The sequence below is a fragment of the Companilactobacillus halodurans genome, assembly GCF_009600985.1.
Taxonomy (GTDB): domain Bacteria; phylum Bacillota; class Bacilli; order Lactobacillales; family Lactobacillaceae; genus Companilactobacillus; species Companilactobacillus halodurans.
In genome coordinates this window covers 14,098-31,540 of sequence record NZ_VDFP01000024.1, presented here as the reverse complement: position 1 = coordinate 31,540, position 17,443 = coordinate 14,098, and the positions used below count along the sequence as shown (strand labels likewise).

At 30.4% G+C, this 17,443-nt stretch carries 18 protein-coding genes and 1 other RNA gene; 6 read left to right on the top strand and 13 right to left on the bottom strand.

Annotated elements, in window-relative coordinates:
• Nucleotides 1–106: 106 nt before the first annotated feature.
• Nucleotides 107–754 carry a DUF3862 domain-containing protein gene (locus FHL06_RS10245; protein ID WP_153386319.1) on the bottom strand — a complete coding sequence of 216 codons (648 nt, stop codon included), beginning with the start codon at nt 752–754 and terminating at the stop codon, nt 107–109.
• Nucleotides 755–896: 142 nt separating this feature from the next.
• Between FHL06_RS10245 and ssrA the strand changes: the two genes are divergently transcribed.
• Together ssrA and FHL06_RS15135 are read left to right on the top strand one after the other, a co-directional pair.
• Nucleotides 897–1,261, top strand: a transfer-messenger RNA (tmRNA) gene (gene ssrA / locus FHL06_RS10240).
• A gap of 1,326 nt (nt 1,262–2,587) precedes the next feature.
• Nucleotides 2,588–2,710, top strand: coding sequence for a putative holin-like toxin (locus FHL06_RS15135; protein ID WP_420360968.1), 123 nt, complete (start codon nt 2,588–2,590; stop codon nt 2,708–2,710).
• Between the two features lie 987 nt (nt 2,711–3,697).
• Here FHL06_RS15135 and FHL06_RS10230 read toward each other — a convergent pair.
• From FHL06_RS10230 to FHL06_RS10205, 6 genes are all read right to left on the bottom strand, one after another.
• Nucleotides 3,698–4,378, bottom strand: a complete 681-nt coding sequence (locus tag FHL06_RS10230; RefSeq protein WP_153386315.1) for an NAD(P)-dependent oxidoreductase — start codon at nt 4,376–4,378, stop codon at nt 3,698–3,700.
• A 9-nt stretch (nt 4,379–4,387) separates the two neighbouring features.
• Nucleotides 4,388–5,053, bottom strand: coding sequence for an NAD(P)-dependent oxidoreductase (locus FHL06_RS10225; protein WP_238334022.1), 666 nt, complete (start codon nt 5,051–5,053; stop codon nt 4,388–4,390).
• Between the two features lie 45 nt (nt 5,054–5,098).
• Nucleotides 5,099–5,746 carry an NAD(P)H-binding protein gene (locus FHL06_RS10220; RefSeq protein WP_153386312.1) on the bottom strand — a complete coding sequence of 216 codons (648 nt, stop codon included), beginning with the start codon at nt 5,744–5,746 and terminating at the stop codon, nt 5,099–5,101.
• 14 nt (nt 5,747–5,760) lie between these two features.
• The gene (locus tag FHL06_RS10215; RefSeq protein ID WP_153386350.1) at nt 5,761–6,411 is read right to left on the bottom strand and encodes a DMT family transporter; all 651 of its coding nucleotides are present in this window, start codon (nt 6,409–6,411) and stop codon (nt 5,761–5,763) included.
• Complete coding sequence (locus tag FHL06_RS10210) at nt 6,380–6,718, bottom strand: DMT family transporter (RefSeq protein WP_153386310.1); 339 nt, start codon at nt 6,716–6,718, stop codon at nt 6,380–6,382. Before FHL06_RS10210 ends, FHL06_RS10215 begins: the two co-directional genes overlap by 32 nt.
• Before the next feature lie 213 nt (nt 6,719–6,931).
• Nucleotides 6,932–7,918, bottom strand: a complete 987-nt coding sequence (locus tag FHL06_RS10205) for a LysR family transcriptional regulator (protein WP_238334020.1) — start codon at nt 7,916–7,918, stop codon at nt 6,932–6,934.
• A gap of 190 nt (nt 7,919–8,108) precedes the next feature.
• Here FHL06_RS10205 and FHL06_RS10200 point away from each other — a divergent pair, with 190 nt between their 5' ends.
• The gene (locus FHL06_RS10200; RefSeq protein ID WP_153386308.1) at nt 8,109–8,741 is read left to right on the top strand and encodes a hypothetical protein; all 633 of its coding nucleotides are present in this window, start codon (nt 8,109–8,111) and stop codon (nt 8,739–8,741) included.
• A gap of 261 nt (nt 8,742–9,002) precedes the next feature.
• Here the strand turns inward: FHL06_RS10200 and FHL06_RS10195 are convergent, their stop codons facing one another.
• The 5 genes from FHL06_RS10195 to FHL06_RS10175 all read right to left on the bottom strand — a co-directional run bounded on the left by FHL06_RS10195 (nt 9,003) and on the right by FHL06_RS10175 (nt 12,968).
• Complete coding sequence (locus FHL06_RS10195; protein ID WP_153386306.1) at nt 9,003–9,215, bottom strand: hypothetical protein; 213 nt, start codon at nt 9,213–9,215, stop codon at nt 9,003–9,005.
• Nucleotides 9,216–9,649: 434 nt separating this feature from the next.
• Nucleotides 9,650–10,975, bottom strand: a complete 1,326-nt coding sequence (fucP, locus tag FHL06_RS10190) for an L-fucose:H+ symporter permease (protein WP_153386304.1) — start codon at nt 10,973–10,975, stop codon at nt 9,650–9,652.
• A 19-nt stretch (nt 10,976–10,994) separates the two neighbouring features.
• Nucleotides 10,995–11,915 (bottom strand): ribokinase, encoded by a 921-nt coding sequence (gene rbsK / locus FHL06_RS10185; protein ID WP_238334019.1) that lies wholly within the window; start codon nt 11,913–11,915, stop codon nt 10,995–10,997.
• 3 nt (nt 11,916–11,918) lie between these two features.
• Nucleotides 11,919–12,533 (bottom strand): KpsF/GutQ family sugar-phosphate isomerase, encoded by a 615-nt coding sequence (locus FHL06_RS10180; protein WP_153386302.1) that lies wholly within the window; start codon nt 12,531–12,533, stop codon nt 11,919–11,921.
• 21 nt (nt 12,534–12,554) lie between these two features.
• Nucleotides 12,555–12,968: an RbsD/FucU family protein gene (locus FHL06_RS10175; RefSeq protein ID WP_153386300.1), complete on the bottom strand. Its 414-nt coding sequence runs from the start codon at nt 12,966–12,968 to the stop codon at nt 12,555–12,557.
• A 296-nt stretch (nt 12,969–13,264) separates the two neighbouring features.
• On the opposite strand from FHL06_RS10175, the gene FHL06_RS10170 reads away from it, so the two are divergent.
• The 3 genes from FHL06_RS10170 (at nt 13,265) to FHL06_RS14945 (ending at nt 16,341) form a co-directional block, all read left to right on the top strand.
• A complete protein-coding gene (locus FHL06_RS10170) occupies nt 13,265–14,281 on the top strand; it encodes a LacI family DNA-binding transcriptional regulator (protein ID WP_162000295.1) in 1,017 nt (338 codons plus the stop codon).
• Between the two features lie 1,359 nt (nt 14,282–15,640).
• Nucleotides 15,641–15,958 carry a transposase gene (locus FHL06_RS15130; RefSeq protein ID WP_162000297.1) on the top strand — a complete coding sequence of 106 codons (318 nt, stop codon included), beginning with the start codon at nt 15,641–15,643 and terminating at the stop codon, nt 15,956–15,958.
• The gene (locus FHL06_RS14945; RefSeq protein WP_153386293.1) at nt 15,913–16,341 is read left to right on the top strand and encodes a transposase; all 429 of its coding nucleotides are present in this window, start codon (nt 15,913–15,915) and stop codon (nt 16,339–16,341) included. The genes FHL06_RS15130 and FHL06_RS14945 overlap by 46 nt, the downstream gene beginning before the upstream one ends.
• Nucleotides 16,342–16,452: 111 nt before the next feature.
• Here the strand turns inward: FHL06_RS14945 and FHL06_RS10150 are convergent, their stop codons facing one another.
• On the bottom strand, nt 16,453–17,412 hold the full coding sequence (locus FHL06_RS10150) for a LacI family DNA-binding transcriptional regulator (RefSeq protein ID WP_192917960.1): 960 nt from the start codon (nt 17,410–17,412) through the stop codon (nt 16,453–16,455).
• Nucleotides 17,413–17,443 lie beyond the last annotated feature (31 nt).

The following is a 17,443-nucleotide window of genomic DNA, read 5'->3' as shown; positions in this document are numbered from 1 at the left end:
GGCGCACATATCAAAGCAGATTGTGTTTTGACATATGCACCTTTTTCATTTCATAAGAAAAGCCATTAACTAATTTTATTGATTAGTTAACGGCTTTTTTTAAATTTTATTTGAGATTTTGCTGATTTTCAGAAATAATTTTATTATTTGAAATATCTATTTTGATAACTGCATCCAATTCCGGATCTGCCTGTGCCAAGTCTGATTCGTAGACTAAAGTTTTGATTCCATCTACATCAGAATATTCATCAGGATCACCTAAGACATCAAGAACCTGATTGTACTTATCACCAATTTGAAGTTGTTTAAAATCATCCAAAGTTAATAGTTTCTTCCTATCTATATCCAAACCTTGAATAGATTTTGCAATTGCTTTGTTATTTTGAACAGTAACTTGAATAGTAACATTATTATTGTCACTAGTACTGTCCCAAGTTAAACTATACAAATCTGCACCAGCTTCAATCTGTTGCATCGAACTAGGCTGACCCAGAAGGTCCATAATAGCTTTCTTACTAAAGCCACGCTTTCCCGTTTTAATAGAATTATATTTTTGAATTAAACTAGGATTCTTTTTCGTCGATTCATTGGTTAAACTCTTACTTTGTTTAGTTGATGCTTGATCAGCTTTACCCTGATAGCCAGAGAAATTAGCAAAATAAGTTGTAGCCGAAACTATTATAAAAATAGAAAAAATCGTGATCCAGAACCAGTTTCTTTTGTAGAAAGGCTTCTTCTCGTTCTTTTCTATCATATTTTCATTCCTCCATCTACACCCAACATTTTAACAATTTTTATGCCAAACAACACCTTTTTAGTATCAATATTTATTTTTAATTTAATCGTTTGGTTTGCTAAAAAAAGGAAAGTTCGCTATTATTACTAGTGGACACTTTGGGGGTGTTCTGGATTCGACATGTGTAGTAGCGTGCAGGCTGCACTTAGGGCCTTGTGTCCCTTAAAAACACACAGTTTATTATAACTGCAAAAAATAATAATTCTTACGCATTAGCTGCCTAAAAACAGTCTAAGCGTGATCCGCTCTAGCTTCGCCCAAGGGTTAGAATCGGGTCTCAAATTAATTGGGCTACGTTTAACTGTGCATTCTGAATAGTTAAAAAGAGATTATCGGAATAGTCATTGTGGCTAGCCTGGTTGTATGGCGTTCATGATGGCGAAACTTCAAATGATACAACTATGAGTGTAGAGGCTTGCATAGCATTATGCTTGGACAGGGGTTCAATTCCCCTCACCTCCATAATAGGAAATCAACCAGTTTTATCAGGGCTTAAAAGCCTTGGTATTACTGGCTTTTTTATTTTCTGAAGTTAATTAAATTTCAAATAAAACATATCAGTGCATATCATTTTGCATATCAAAAACATATCAACGAACTATAAATAATTTTACTGGTTGGGCGGGTGCCATCACATTTCTTATGTGATGGTTTTTTTTTGTTTCCAAAACAACCATATAACTTTAAATTTAATTAATCATCAATGGTTAAATTTCTCCAACATATTCAGATTTAGGAACCAAGATAATTTATAACCTAATTCATTGCAAGAAAATATGTGATCATAGCTAACGACCTCAATATGAATAACGATCATTCACTAAAATAAATGTTTGATGTAGTTCATCATGGAATCGTGATAATAATGGTAAAAACATGGCATTCACTTTGTAAACTTTAAATAATATTCATTAAACTACTTAAAAAAATACCAGTCCTTATTATTTCCTTAATTTCAAAGTAATCAACAATAATAAATTTGTGATCATACCGCTACCGCACCAATCAGGGGGTGCCTGACATATGATGTTATGAATCCTTGAAGTACTAACTAAGCAACAAAAAGATAGCTACCACAATAAAAAAACCTTAGTATCTTTTTACTAAGGATGACACTCTTATTCACTTTTACCAGTTCAATTAAATTACGAATACAGTCAAATTATCTTACTTGCCCAACATACTTGACCATAGAATACGCTCCACAACGATATTTTTATTAAGTGACAATAAAGAGAATCGTTTAAAAATTAAACCGTAATATTTTTTTGCAATTAGGTGGATCTAAGCATTTAAAATGCGTAATTGTAAAATTTAAAGAATCAATACCCCATTTATACAGGTAACGAATGGTTACAACCTAATATATATAACAATTCAAATACATCCTTTATTAATAAGTAGACTTTTAACACATCGTACCCACGGAAAAGCAACTCTAATGATCACATCATTTTTGGTAGAATCTATTTAATAGCCTACCTCTAGAACAGTGGCAATTTATAAAGGTATAGTAAACTTCCTATAAATCGAATATACGCACCCTACTTATTATCTTTTAGCCCATAAGCATGACATCATATTTTTTCTATTATCTATCAAATTTAAAAAAATGAATCATTCAACAACTTCAATTGTATTTTTAAATTTTACTATTTATTAAGATTCCTAAAAAACAACTTTCATTAATTTAATTGATATTAGATAATAATAGCGATAGCAAGTTAATGGCGGTGGCTATTCCTGAAAGGAGTGGGTACTTATGGTTATATTTCTTCTTACCTAGGTATCATGCTTTACATTCTAATAAAAGGAGTTGCGTTTTTGTCTGTTTCAAACGCTTTGAATCTTATGTTAACGTTCGGTATATTTTTGATTGCCTTGTTAACATACATTCATAGTGATAAGAAATAAACGTAAAAAAATAACCGTCTAAACTTTGGCAGGTTTACGGTTATTTAAAATATAATAATCTAATATAGCCACCGTCTTAAACGGGCTATCATGGGGGAGTGTTAACGGCACTCCTCCTTTTTTTGTACACTCATATTATAACAGGTAATACGAAATTAAACACCCAAAACAAACAGACTATCATTGAATGATTTTTCTAGAAAGTGCATCAATAACTAACTATACATTTAGAAAATTCATTGCCCATTATTACCTACGATTTGAGATACGTTGCATACTTCTTATTCGTTCAATAGGCTACTAATTCACTTCCCTTTATAATCAGGTCATTAGAAAAGGTAGGTAATGTTTATTTTCAAAGGAAAATCGTTATAAAAATATTAATAAGTGTAATCATATCTATAGCGACAACAATTAAATTTACTAACCAATACTTAAATTTTGATTATTACTTTTAGATCATTCAATGATCAACCATAAAATTAAACTGAGAACTGAAATTTTGCATTCACTTCTTTATAAACCCTCATGGAAATAAAATATTTAATTGTTTCCCCTCACCTCCATAAAGTAAAGAAAAGTCAGTCATATCAAGATATTGAATCTTGATATGACTGACTTTTTGTTTTTCCTAATTTCACCATAATGTATTGATTTCAATCTTTGAGATGGTTAAATCGTAAATATTTAGATTGATATCATGCCAGACACCATTTACTTAATTGTCAATAGTATCTTATTCTTGTGCTTAAAAGAAAAAGATTTTATTTTAATTTCCAAATTCCAATACCTTGAATAATCTAGCCCTTATTCAAATCATAATATCAAAAAAGAGAGTCCAATATATCATGTTTCCTTTCAACTAGTGGTAAAAAGCGCATTCCAATGATTAAACTTTTTCATAGAATTATTTTGAAATGCTAAAAGCTTAACAGATCAACTTTTAAATATTTTATAATTCACTTAAATTTTTATGAAAAATAATTTTTAATATCGTTGTGTTGGTACTGGATTATTACCACTAACCAATGTAATACGTTGATGTATATATTTATTTTGTTCTATAATATCCAACATTCCCTTAGCATAATCATCATAAGTTATATAATCATTGATTCCATCATTAGGGTTTCTAGATTTTGCTGGTTTAAATTCTTCGCCATCAACATGATAATATCCCACTGCTTTTCTTGTAGGGTCAAAATTATATGTCGGTGTTACATAAGTCCAATTTACATTTGAATAGGTTCGTAATATTCGTAGCCCCTCTGTATGCGCTGCGCACAAGTCTTGCATGTAGTTAGGATAATATAATGGTAATTCTTGCAAAGTATGCTGATGCTCCTTATCAATATATAGAGTATTAGCGCCACCAACTTTTAAATAATGAATTGATGAATTCTTAATTAGCTGCAAAATATGTAAAAGACCACGATAATGTACAATTTCTGTTTCAGGTGTCCATGCACCGACAGCATCAACGATAACATCAATATTCTTAATATCATTACGATCCAACTTCATCATATCTTTAATAATGATGTTTTTTTGATCAAAGCCAGGATGTTTGCGATGAGCAATTCCAATCACAATATGTCCACGCTTTATAGCCTCTCGAATAATGCGTGAACCCGCCTTTCCATAAGCACCAATAACCATAATTTTCAAGTTAACACCTCACTTCTTATTCGTAGGCATATCGCCATGAACCAATGCGACTCGTTGTCTTAAGTAAAGATTATTCTTGATTATATCTACAATACCATTCGCAAAATCCGCATAACTAATATAATCATTATGACCATCATCTCCATGAAAATTGGCTTTGAACTCCTCACCAAATACTCGATATTCTCCTGTATTAGCCCCATTTGAAACAAAGTTAAATGGCGGTGTTACATAAGTCCAAGCTATATTGGAATATGTCCTTAATAAATCCAAAGCTTTTTTATGAGCGTCACAAAGAAATTTAAACCTTGTAGGATAATAACTGCTTAATTCCTGTAACTGTTGACTATGATCCCTATTAATATACAAAGTATTAGCACCTCCGACTTTGATGTATCTTGTTTTACTTCCTGCTAATAATCGTACTACCTTCCCCAATACATCAGGAATTAAATGAGCAGTTTGTTTGTTCCAACCACCGATTGCATCCACAATGACGTCAAAATTAGATACATCCTTAGCATCCATGTCCATTGCATTCTTGATTACAATATTATTTGTCGCTAATTTAACATCAGAATGTTTCTTGTGTGCAACAGCAGTTACATCCATACCTGCTTCAACTGCATCTTTAACAACTAGACGTCCAACTTTTCCGTACGCTCCAATAACCATTACTCTCAAAATATATCTTCTTTCCTCAATCATTGAATTTATTCATTAATAAAAACTAGGTTTTGATCCATCTGTATTTGGTTCATTAATACCAACTGACTGATGAGCCTCTTTTGTAGAATCCAAAATGAGTGAAGTAATATATACGGCTACACTAACTCGAGAAACTTCTGTTCCTTTAAATTCTTGACCTTTTTGTGTCAATTCGTAGTTTACTTCATCTTTATCTGAGAACCATGCAGGTCTTATAATCGTATACTCAAGCCCGCTATTTTCTACTTGTTTAGCGCCTTCTGCATATGCGTCCAGGGTACTACCTAACATTGAAGCATTCCAAACACCATACTTTCCAGGTATTTCATTATAAATACCGTTTGCAGATATCCAAATAATTCTTTCAACATTTGCTTCGTTCATGGATCTGACCACTGATTTTCCTTGTTGGCCCAAATTTGCACCATATAGATTGGCATAAATCACATCTTGTCCAACCATAGCATTAACTAATTGTTGGTAGTTCTTGACTACATCTGCAACAACAATTTTAAGACGACTATCATTTTTTATGTCTGGTGCTAATTTTTCGGGATGTCTAACCAGTAAAGTCATTTTTACCTGATTATTTTCAAGTAGATTTCTTTCGATTAATGTTGCGATTGAACCTGATGCCCCTAAAATTAAAACATTTTTCATTTTTATCTTTCCCCTTAAAAATATATAAATTTTATGAAAATTACACCAACAAACATTATTGATAAACCAATTACTTTTGAACGAGAAATTTTATTTCTCACCGATTCAAACAAGCCAAGATGTTCAACCAAGGCACTAAATAATAATTGTCCAAATAATGCTAAGACGACTACTTGTCCAGTCCCTATTAATGGAACTAACCATGAACTACATAGAATATATAATGCTCCCAATATTCCACCAATCCATATCCACCAATAGGAAATACCTTGTTCTATAGCATACTTTAAGTTCATGATCCTAGTTTTTAATAATAAATTAATCAATATTAAACAAATGATTCCTATCGTAAACGATATAAATGAAGCGTGTATTGGTGAATCCAATATTTTACCTAAATATCCATTAATAGCAGTTTGAATAGCCATTAACATCCCTGATACAACAGCGAATATTTGATAAAAAATATTGATACGTTTATGATTCAATTCCTCTTTTTCTTCCTTGATAACTTCCTTAACATTGCTGTCAAAAATACCCAATGAAAAAATTACTCCACTAATCAATAGTATTAACCCTATAATTCTCGAAAAAATCATTTGATTTTGTGGAGAATTAAATAATCCAAATTGATCAATAATGGTACCCATTGCAATTTTTCCCATTATCGGCAAAACCGTAGTTTGTAAACTTCCTATTTTTTGAAATAATACTACAATTCCCAGTCAGAGCTATTGCACCGAAAAGTCCGCCAATCCATAACCACATCGGCTCTTGCAATAAGGTTGTATAACTAACTAACAACTGTTGATGCATTAGTAAACTTAATATCATTAAAAACAACCAAGCAATGAAAAACGATAATCCCGATGATAAATAAGGAGATAAAACAAAAGTTCTTAATTTTGAATTAACCGCTGTTTGGATTGCTAATCCAACTCCCATTGTTACTGGAAAAATCAAAAGTAACACTTGATCACATCCTATATCTTTTTAATTTCATAGCTAACTTTAGTACCTTTCTATGTTTCAACCAATTTAAATTTTCAATGCAATTGATTGGATTTACCGATGAGTTCACAAATTATCATTTATCACCGATTTAGTTTTCGATACTAATCAATCGTACTTAGCGATAAAAAAATAAAGTTGTCCAAATTATCATTTAAAATAATTTGGACAACTTTATTTTTTAAATTGGTCTTTTAAAATTTTAGCAAGGCTTTCAATATAAAAGCTTGAGTTATCTTTCTTCCAATATGCATAATAATGTTGCATCAAATCTCTACCATTATTTGTTAATTTCAAAACTCGATTAATTTTGGAATCAATTTGCCCTGATGTTCTACTATTGACAACTATATATCCTTGACCTGTTGCTCCAAGCATCTGAGCTTCTCCAAAGGTCTGTGCTATTTTAAAAGGACTTTTTATTCCTAAAATATTACGATAGTACTCTTGTTCAGACTCAAACTGATCCGCACCTACTACTAAAATGCACGGCAGATCCACAAGGTCCTTAGTGTCGATGGACTCTTTCCTATCTGGAAACATTTTTGGAGAAAGAATCACCCTGTACTCAGCCTGTGTTAATGGTAGATTCTCATATGTGTTTATTAATGTATTCCTACTATCAGAAAAATTTAAATCTAACTTATCATTCAATAATAATTTGAATAATTCTTGATACGATCCACTATGTATTTTTACAGTCACCTTTGGATATTTATCAGAAAATTGAGCAACGGCCTTAAGAAATTCCTGTGACCCAAACTTTCTTAAGTAACCCAACCTTAAAACAAATTCATTATCAGTATTTTTCTCAACTAATCTAGTATCAGCAATCAATTTATCATACTCATTTAGTACTTCTTGACAATGCTGATAAAAAAATTCTCCAGCCTTGGTTAATTCAAAACTTCTTCCTTTACGTTTGATAAGTTTCACTTCTAGTTCATTAGAAAGATTTTTCATTTGTTCTGATATTGATGACTGAGAAATATTACATTCAATTGCTGCATTGGTAAAACTATGATTTTTTACAATTGATACAAAATATCTCATTTGTTGAATCAATGAAATCTCACCCTTCTTATTATTATAATTTGCCATATATTTATAATCACTTACACCTAAATACACTTTCAAGGTATAAGTAAATTGTTTAACCATATTGTATGCAAAGATATTTAAACTTTTCTAATTAAAAATTTCTTGATTGATATCTATTACAACGAGAATAATGGTGCACAGAATAATTTAGAGCATTTATTTTAACCTAAATAACATCTATTATCTATTTTAATTATTTAATGTTTATTACTTTGATATAATTCAAAATGAAACTAGGTGAATCTTAATTATGAATAATAGCATTACATCTGAAATAAATAACTATTTAAAATCTATAAATTCTATTAGCAAGCAAACTGAAGCCCTTAAATCTACAGTTTCATTTCCAATGAACATCACAACTGATATATCTAAAATAATTGAACCAACGATTGTTAACTTTCACATCAAAAACGATTTAATCAAATCAATGGCTATTAATATACATGATCTTTCTCAGATAACTTCTTCAATCGCGCATATTACCGACTTAAGTCAATTTATAAATAGTGCTTCAAATTTTTATAAATCGATAAATATAAATGAAACGAAAATCATCAGCAATACGATAACAAACACATCAATCTCTGATATATATCAAAAACTAGCAAAAATGGATTTTCGATTATCACGAGATTTACAATCATCTTTAAATAGCATTCCAAAATTTTCAAAAGAATCATTCAAAACTATAAATAAGCTTTATAATGACGTTCGACGTTCCGAATCTTCTATTCCCTTTAGAATAAAAGAAGAAAATAACAGTACCGAAAATAGCCAAGATGTCATGACCCCCATCCAGATGATGGATTGTTTAAAATCTATAGAAAATAAACTTACAAAAGTAGAAACTCAAGTAAATAATAAACAAACGAATAATTAATATACATCCAATATTGCTTAGGATAATTTGTAAGTAACATCGTCCAATTTTTTCTTTGTGAAATCATAGAGGGTGGAACACGTAGAAGGATTCGAATGAATTTTTGCTTATCATGAAATATGATTATTATTAATATAGTATCCGAAAAACGAAGCTGACAGTGAAATTCTTATCAGCTTCATTTTTGGGATAACTTTTAAAATATACCTGTCAATTATTAAATTATATATCACTTTAAAAACTAAGTAGATACATTTTCAATTAATAATACAATGATTTATAATCGTAAATAATTATAATAATGATTCCAACAAATGATACATTTTCATCAAGGATATCGTCAAAATAACTTGCAGCATACTCTATTCCTGGTTGCTCAACATTAAAATGTCCCAGTGATAAAATAGCTGTTTTATTAATATAATCACTATTGTCATGAACATATTGACCTAAAGTAAAATCATTCAATTCCATGGAAAACAAAAACGACCTGATAACCTCCAAGAAATCAAGTCGCACATAACATTAATTGCTGATAACCACTCAGCAGTACTATTGTAGCACAAGTAACCGTTTTCTTATTGATGGATTTTTAACAAATAATTATTCTAAATTGTTACCTCATAATCTTAATTTTCTTAAATTATTTAAACTAATTCAATTAACCTTTTCAAAAAAGCCAAGGGTATACAATATCTATAGTTATCAGAAATAGTTTATAAAAGTTTTCGTTTGACTATCTAGATATCAGTTAGTTAAAAACAAACAATGCAAAGCCTAATCAGAACGATTTGATCTTAAATCTAAACACAAAAAATGTTTCATAACTGTTGAAAAAAATCAACAATTATGAAACATTTTCAAAAAGAAATTGTTCAATTCAAAGAATTGTAATCTAATTAAAATGGTTAGGCCTTCCTTTTATCATATTTATACTCACTAACAAAATATAGGAAAACAATTGCCATACTGATTGCACAAATAATAAATGAAAATTGCATTGTTGTGAAATCGGAAAGTAATCCTTGAAAAATAGGAAGAACAGCTCCACCAACAATTGCCATCACAATAAATGCACTAGCTGTTTCCGTATGTCTTTTATCATCAACAACTTCCAAAGTTCTTGCAAAAATTGTTGGCCAACAAGGACCAAATACTAGACTGACTCCAATTGCTGCATATATTGCTGTAATATTAGGAACAAAAGTAATATACAAAATCATTAACATTCCAATGAATGAATATGACATAAGAACTTTAGTTTCTGAAAATTTAGATAATAAATAACTAGCCACAAAACGTCCAACGAAGAAACAAATGTAACTATATAGCATAAAATTAGCTACAAATCTTTCATTAAATTGTGGAAACATATCCAATGCCAGACGCATAGTAAATGACCATACCCCTGTTTGAACGCCCATGTATATAAACTGAGCAGCCACCCCATGCCAATAACGAGGACGCTTCGATAAATAATTCATAGTTTCTTTGAATGTTGCATTCTTTTGACTATCACTTGTTTTAGGTTTTCCTGAAGGAAATTTTGTGATAATAAATAAAATAATCATAATTACTAAAACAATCAAAACGTATTTATAAGGAGACAAAGTACGAGCCAATGCTTGTTGACCAAATTGTTCAGCAGCCTCTTTACTCATAGATGCCATTTCCTGCTTCAAATTTCCATCGGTAAATATCAAATATTTACCCAAAAGAATACCAATAATATCACCGACTGCATTCATTGTTTGACTAATATTTAGTCTAACCGTAGCAGACTTCCTAGGACCAAGTAACGAACTATATGCGTTAGCAGAAGTTTCTAGAAAACTTAATCCAATGGCTTCAACAAATAATGCAAAAAGAAATACTTGATATGTAACCAATCTGGATGCTGGAAAAAAGAGAAAGCACCCAAGAGAAAAGGCACCTAATCCTGCAATAATTCCCAATTTATAACTATTTTTCTTAATAAAAATTGAGGCTGGTATCGCAATTACAAAGTAACCTCCATAGAAAGCACTTTGTACAAATGCAGTAGCAAAATCACTAAGAGCAAACACAGCTTTAAATTGAGTGATCAGAATATCATTTAAACTTGCCGCGATAGCCCATAAAGCAAATAGTATTGTCACTAATATAAACTGCAAAGGAGGAGTTTTATTTAAATATCCATCAGGCTCTTCTATCCATTTCTTATTTTTCACATTCTCCTGCGTTTCATTTTCCATTTATATCACCCCTTCTTTATTAATTATTTTTTAAAAAATCATCTACTTCTTTTTTAGAAGGTAGTGAAGGTTGTGCTCCCATTTTAGTCACCGCTATTGCTGACACAGCGGATGCATATTGTAATGAATCCTGGATTGAATTACCCCTTGATAGTCCATAGGCAAATGCTCCAATGAATGCATCACCAGCAGCTGTACTATCAACAGCTTTCACTTTATAAGCTGAAATTTGAATCTCTACATTCTTATTAACAAAATAGCTTCCTTTATCACCAATAGTAATAATCACATTTTGATATCCTTGTTTCAATAATTCACTAGCAGATTTTTTTATTCCATCTGGAGTACTTGTGTCAATACCAGTTAACATTTGAGCTTCATGTTCATTTGGAGTCATGTAAGTCACCATTGAGGCATAGTCCTGATTCAAATCTGCAGCAGGAGCTGGATTTAAGATTATTTGTTTATGATACTTATGTCCTAATTCAATTGCCTTATATACAGTTTCAAATGGAATCTCCAACTGTAAAACAATAATATCTGCGCTTTGAATCGTATTACTAAGTTCTTCCAAATTTTTTGGAGTTAATTTTAAATTGGCACCTGGTACAACGACAATTCTATTATTTCCACTGGCATCCACTTGGGGGTTTCCAACTCCCGACTTAGCTTTTCCAGTAAATAATACATGATCATGCTTCACATTATTATTTTCTAAAGATTGTATTTGATCTTTACCAAACGAATCTTTGCCTAATTCGCCAATCATTTCAACGTTGCTACCTAATCTTGCAGCAGCAATCGCTTGATTAGCACCTTTTCCACCAGTAAATTGATTAAAAGAGTTACCTATGATTGTCTCTCCCTCTTCAACAAACCGATCAGCTTTAACAACTAAATCTGTCATAAAACTACCAATTACTAAAATTTTTTTCAACATTTATCACCCTTCCACTAAACCATCATCAAATAATTTTTTGCCTAAAGCTCCACCGGGATGAAACATTGCAAAATCTTTTTCTTTAAAACTATTTAACTCGGAGACAGTAATCGCTAAAGAATCTCCAACAGCTAATACAGCTGTACTACTTTTAGTTGGTGCTAAATTAAATTTGTCTGCCTCACCATCCACTGGAACAATCAAAACAAAATCAGAAATTTTTGCTAAATTAGAATCTAATTTTTTTGTAATTCCAATAACCTCTGTACCAATTTTATGAATTGCAGAAATTGGTGCTAGAGCTTCTTTTGTCTCTCCTGAATTAGATATCATTACTACCAAATCTGATTTGGTTATCATTCCTAAATCTCCGTGCATTGCTTCAGTAGCATGGACAAAGAATGAAGGCGTTCCTGTACTCGAAAAAGTTGCCGCTAGTTTTTCACCAATATGACCAGATTTGCCAACTCCCATAAAAATCAAATGGCCACTAAGGTTGGAAATTTTATTCACAATTTTCAAATAGATATCTTTATCACTTTCAATGCTTCTTTTCGCATCTTTTATAGCATTAGCTTCGTCATCCATAACTCTTTCAAAGATTTTCAAAGCATCCATTATTGTCCTCCTTTAATTATTTTATCTAACTCCAACGGTCAAAAGTATATTTGCAAAAACTCTTGTTTCACCTGTATTAATTCCAAGTTTCAAATTAGTTGATTTCTTACATGCATCATAAAACTCTTGACGTCCAAGTTTAGATAAATCATCCATTTTTAATATATCCTTGAATTCTCCATAAATTTCTGGCTGTTCACCTTTTCCTGGAGTCATAACTTCTGCTTTTTCAAAATTAATCGTTGAATTTAAAGTTTTCAGAACATCTGTAACTGTTGGTAAATCGGGTCTTAAAGCTAAGTAAACCTTTTCAGTAGCCTCATTAACATCAGAATCCAATGGATAATTACCATCCGTAATCAAAATTTTATCTCCATGTCCACAGTTTGCAATAGCTCGTAAAATGGCTGGGTGTAATAATTCTTGTGTAAGCATAATTAAAAATCTCCTTCATATTTTTTATAGAGAACGTTTTCTATTAATAAACAATTATTAAAAGACCATATTTCAAGCGAATAGTCCTTTATATCTCGATATTTTTTTCATATATAGAAAACGTTTTCTATCAACAAAACTAATGTAGCATTTTATGAAAGCGCTGTCAATGGTATAAAAATAATTTTTCTTTTTTATTTATTACTTAATAATTTACTCAAATTCAAGAACTTTCATTCAAATATTGTAATAATATGCTATATTCAGATTGGTGAAACTTTTAAAAGAGGTATATGATGAAAAGAGCAACAATAAAAGACGTGTCAGCACTTTCTGGATTTTCAATTTCTACTGTTTCCAGAGTATTAAATGGTAACTATCCAGTTAAAAAGGAAACTAGAAAAAAAATTCTTAAAGCCGTTAATGAATTAGATTTCAATCGTAATTCCATTGCAAGAAATTTAAGAACAAAAAAATCAAATCTTATTGGTTTGGTTGTTGCTGATATAAAAAACCCTTACTATTCAAATATTGCAAAGGAAATTGATAATGCTTTATTTAAATATGGATACAATTTACTTGTATGCAATACAGATGAATCAGAGAAGAAAGAAGAAAAAATTCTTAAAGCTTTAACTGAAAAACGAGTTGATACAATTGTGATATCACCGGCTTCAAATAATACTAATTCACTACGAAAAATCCAAAGTTCTGGAACTCGGATAATAATAATTGATAGAAACTTAGGAGTAAATGATTTTCCTTTTATAGGGAGCAACAACTTCGATGAATCTAAAGCTCTTACACAAATTTTAATTGAAAATGGCCATAAAAAAATAATATTTGTTGCCGGAACCCCAAATGCAATGACATCCCGAGAACGTGTTTCGGGATTTAAAGCATCACTAATAGAAAACAATATTAAATTATCAAACGCAAAAATAATAAATGGTATGTATAAAGAAAATTTTGTTTACAAAAAAATGTTAAATTTTCTGGCCTATAATTCTAAGAATAGAAATGGTTTTACCGCAATATTCAGTTCCAACAATTTAATGACAGCTGGAATTATAAAAGCTGCAAATGAAGTGCAAGTATCTATTCCCGAAAATATATCGCTTGTCTCTTTTGGCCAATTAGATTTTCAAGAAATTATCAAACCAAAAATCACCTGTATAAGACAGGATATTGATACCATTTCCGAAAAAATCGTAGAAAATATATTATTGATGAACCAACCTAATTTCTCAGCAAAAAATACAATTGTTAAAGATTTTATTGAGATTGGATCTTCAGTTCAAAAGATAAGATAAGTTAAAGTTATATAATCAAATTAAATGATCAGAGGAAAATTGATATTGTATCAATTTTCCTCTGATCATCTTTTGTCATAATTAATTTTTATTTTTAAAAAGAAAATATATTCAAAAAATTTACGTATGATACGTATGAAATACATAGTATTTACTTGCTAATTCTAAGCGAATTTACATATTTTCAAATCATTCGATTTATATAGTCATTTTAACGTGCTAAATTCATTATTATCCTCCACAAAATTACCAAATTTCTATATTTAAACTTTACATAATCAGCTTTACTGAATTATTAAATTTTATTCAATAAAATAATGATTGACCCTTAAAAAAATTATTCACAAGTTTAGTAAACTAAGTAGTTAATGGACTCAATGAAATATCATACCACTCAACGTACTAATAATAGTCATCACTAATATATTGTTCAATTTGCTCAATGAATTTCATAAGTAACTCACGTTTGCCTATTATAAAAGGAAAGTCTTAATCAGATCTGTTAAAAATTTCATAACACATTCTATAACATTACGCACAATTAAATTTAATATAAAAGTCAATGTCACTTTAAATAATACTCTCTAAAGAATAAATGTTATTGATGTGTTTACCTTACAAACATGGCTACATTTAATTGTTATTGATTATATTTAATTAAAAATTATCATCAGGTGATCAATTTTTAATTTGATTCTTCAATTGTCATACCTCTCTAAGCTGTTCACTCATAAAAAAATGGTTCTAAACTTTCTGGTGTTGATGGATAAATCAACGCCAGTTTTTTATTCTCTTTTAGATAAAAAAAGAACATCACTGTTCTCATGCTAAGATTTAAGCAATCAAACCGAATCAAACAGGAGTGAACATGATGTCCCAAAACAATTCTATACTATGTACATTAGATATAAAAGACGATATTATAAAAATTATTTCAGTAAAAGATGCCAAAATAAAAAAACGTGGCGTTATAAAACGTATAAAAATTGTGAACGCAAAATTATCCTACACCTTACATAAGTGTCCTCAATGTGGAATGATTTCATTAGTTAAAAATGGTAAAAGAATTACTAATTCGAGGCTGGCCAGTTTTAATGGTTTTGAATATCATTCAGTAATTAAGAAACAACGATTTTTGTATAGGGACTGTAGAAGCACCTGCAGTGCCCACAGTGACTTATTGAGCAAAAATTGCAAGTTAAACATAGAATCTTTTCCACGGCTAAGATTATTGATATTTCGGCTAGTACTGTAGACAGAATTTTGTATGGTAATACAAAGATTCCTCATCGAGGCTCACATTTATCTAAAAATATTTGTTTCGATGAATTTCGCTAAGTAAAAAACCTTTTTACATTTATAGCTATTGATGCAGATACACATGGACTAGTTGAGTTGATACATGACAGACTATCAAGCACAATATTTGAGCACTTTATAAATCAGTATAGTTTTCCAGAACGACAAGCTGTTAAAATTGTATCTATTGATCTAAATGCCAATTATCAATTAGTTGTTCATCGTATTTCCCCCAATGCTCGTATAATCGTGGATATATTTCATATTGTTCAACTTTGTAGTAGGGCTATAGATCGAGCACGTATCAACTCTTTAAAAAAATTTCTGATAAAATGTCTCGTATATACCGTCTACTTCATCTTCCAGAGGAAGATGTAGACGCCAACCATGTAAAAATAAATGAATATACTACTATTCAAAATATCATTGACATAGCTACTGATAAAATACCAGTATTCGAAGAAACCTATGATACTTATCAAAGTGTTCAAGAAGCAATAAGGCATCATGACATAGAGATACTTAGAGAAACCCTTTATAATGGAACCGCAATGGATACAGCCATTACAACGTTACGAAAAAATATAAAATATGTAAAAAACGGTTGCTTATTGCCATATTCCGATGGCTCTCTTGAGGTCACCATTGGAAAAATAAAGAAATTGAAAAGAAATTCTTATGGATTTAGAAATCTTGACCATTTTATTACGAGAATAAGATTGATTTGTGCAAAAAAAAGTACCCTCATTGAGGGTACTTAATAAGTTCAAAAATCATTCATCAATACGTTTTGACAAAGCACCAAAAAAATTAGACCAATTATGGTCTAACCGTATGGAATTGTAATCTATTTAATTCAAAAATCATTAAATTCATTTAATTACTATGGGCACTGTGATCTGTTGGTTTCCTTGTTTTTTTTCTTCATCCAATAAACTAATCATCAAATTTGCAACTGTTTTCCCAATTTTGGTTGGATTGATACTAATGGACGTCATTAATGAACTCATATTTCCTAAAAATTTAGGCCCTCCGTAACCTATGACTTTTAGTTCTTTCGGAATCATAATTTTTCTTCTTTTAGCCTCTAAAATAACTTGATAAGCATTTTGATCATTTCTTGCTAAAACCGCATCAAAATCATTAAATTCTGCAAATAGTTTTTGTGTACCTTCAATACCATATGGATCATCTTGATTAACTAATTGTAGTTCATAGTCAACTTGAGAACCATTAAGCGCATATACTATTGCATCTAAACGATCTTGTTCTTCAGATAATGATAAAGGGCCATGTTGTACTATAACCCTTTTGCGATTACTTCCTTCAATAAGTTTAACAGCAGCTTGCCCCACTTTATAATCATCTGTTATCACATTAACTTTTCTTGAATAATCAACTTTTCCACCACCAAGCTGTACAAATGGAACGTTTTCTTCAGCCACTGTCACTGGAAAATCATAAACTGCGGAAATAATTCCGTCAATATAACTATTCAACATATTTTTTAATTCTAATTCATACTGTTTTGAATTACGGGGGCAAAGATATAAAAGAATGCGTAAACCATTTTTATTCAAAACTCTTTCTATTGTATCAATTTCCTCAGAATAAACTGGATCGATTATTGAAGGAACAATAACTCCTATAATATTCGTTCTCTTACTTGACAAAGATCTTGCAACCTTATTCGGTACATAATTCAATTCTTTAACTACTTTTTCAATTTTTAATTTTGTTTTTTCTGATACATACGATTTATTATTTAAAGCTCTTGAAACAGTTGTAGTTGATACGCCAGCCAACTTTGCTACATCTTCAATGCTACTCAAAATCAAAATCCTCTTCTCAATGAAATATAAA

What these genes read in the sequence shown, in the direction of transcription:
- FHL06_RS10205 (WP_238334020.1), bottom strand. Translation starts at nt 7,918, where the DNA reads ATGGTTAAACAATTTACTTATACCTTGAAAGTGTATTTAGGTGTAAGT.
- FHL06_RS10215 (WP_153386350.1), bottom strand. Translation starts at nt 6,411, where the DNA reads ATGGGAAAAATTGCAATGGGTACCATTATTGATCAATTTGGATTATTT.
- FHL06_RS10220 (WP_153386312.1), bottom strand. Translation starts at nt 5,746, where the DNA reads ATGAAAAATGTTTTAATTTTAGGGGCATCAGGTTCAATCGCAACATTA.
- fucP (WP_153386304.1), bottom strand. Translation starts at nt 10,975, where the DNA reads ATGGAAAATGAAACGCAGGAGAATGTGAAAAATAAGAAATGGATAGAA.
- FHL06_RS10195 (WP_153386306.1), bottom strand. Translation starts at nt 9,215, where the DNA reads ATGGAATTGAATGATTTTACTTTAGGTCAATATGTTCATGACAATAGT.
- FHL06_RS14945 (WP_153386293.1), top strand. Translation starts at nt 15,913, where the DNA reads ATGTCTCGTATATACCGTCTACTTCATCTTCCAGAGGAAGATGTAGAC.
- FHL06_RS10180 (WP_153386302.1), bottom strand. Translation starts at nt 12,533, where the DNA reads ATGGATGCTTTGAAAATCTTTGAAAGAGTTATGGATGACGAAGCTAAT.
- FHL06_RS10200 (WP_153386308.1), top strand. Translation starts at nt 8,109, where the DNA reads ATGAATAATAGCATTACATCTGAAATAAATAACTATTTAAAATCTATA.
- FHL06_RS15135 (WP_420360968.1), top strand. Translation starts at nt 2,588, where the DNA reads ATGCTTTACATTCTAATAAAAGGAGTTGCGTTTTTGTCTGTTTCAAAC.
- FHL06_RS10245 (WP_153386319.1), bottom strand. Translation starts at nt 754, where the DNA reads ATGATAGAAAAGAACGAGAAGAAGCCTTTCTACAAAAGAAACTGGTTC.
- FHL06_RS10225 (WP_238334022.1), bottom strand. Translation starts at nt 5,053, where the DNA reads ATGGTTATTGGAGCGTACGGAAAAGTTGGACGTCTAGTTGTTAAAGAT.
- rbsK (WP_238334019.1), bottom strand. Translation starts at nt 11,915, where the DNA reads ATGTTGAAAAAAATTTTAGTAATTGGTAGTTTTATGACAGATTTAGTT.
- FHL06_RS10175 (WP_153386300.1), bottom strand. Translation starts at nt 12,968, where the DNA reads ATGCTTACACAAGAATTATTACACCCAGCCATTTTACGAGCTATTGCA.
- FHL06_RS10170 (WP_162000295.1), top strand. Translation starts at nt 13,265, where the DNA reads ATGAAAAGAGCAACAATAAAAGACGTGTCAGCACTTTCTGGATTTTCA.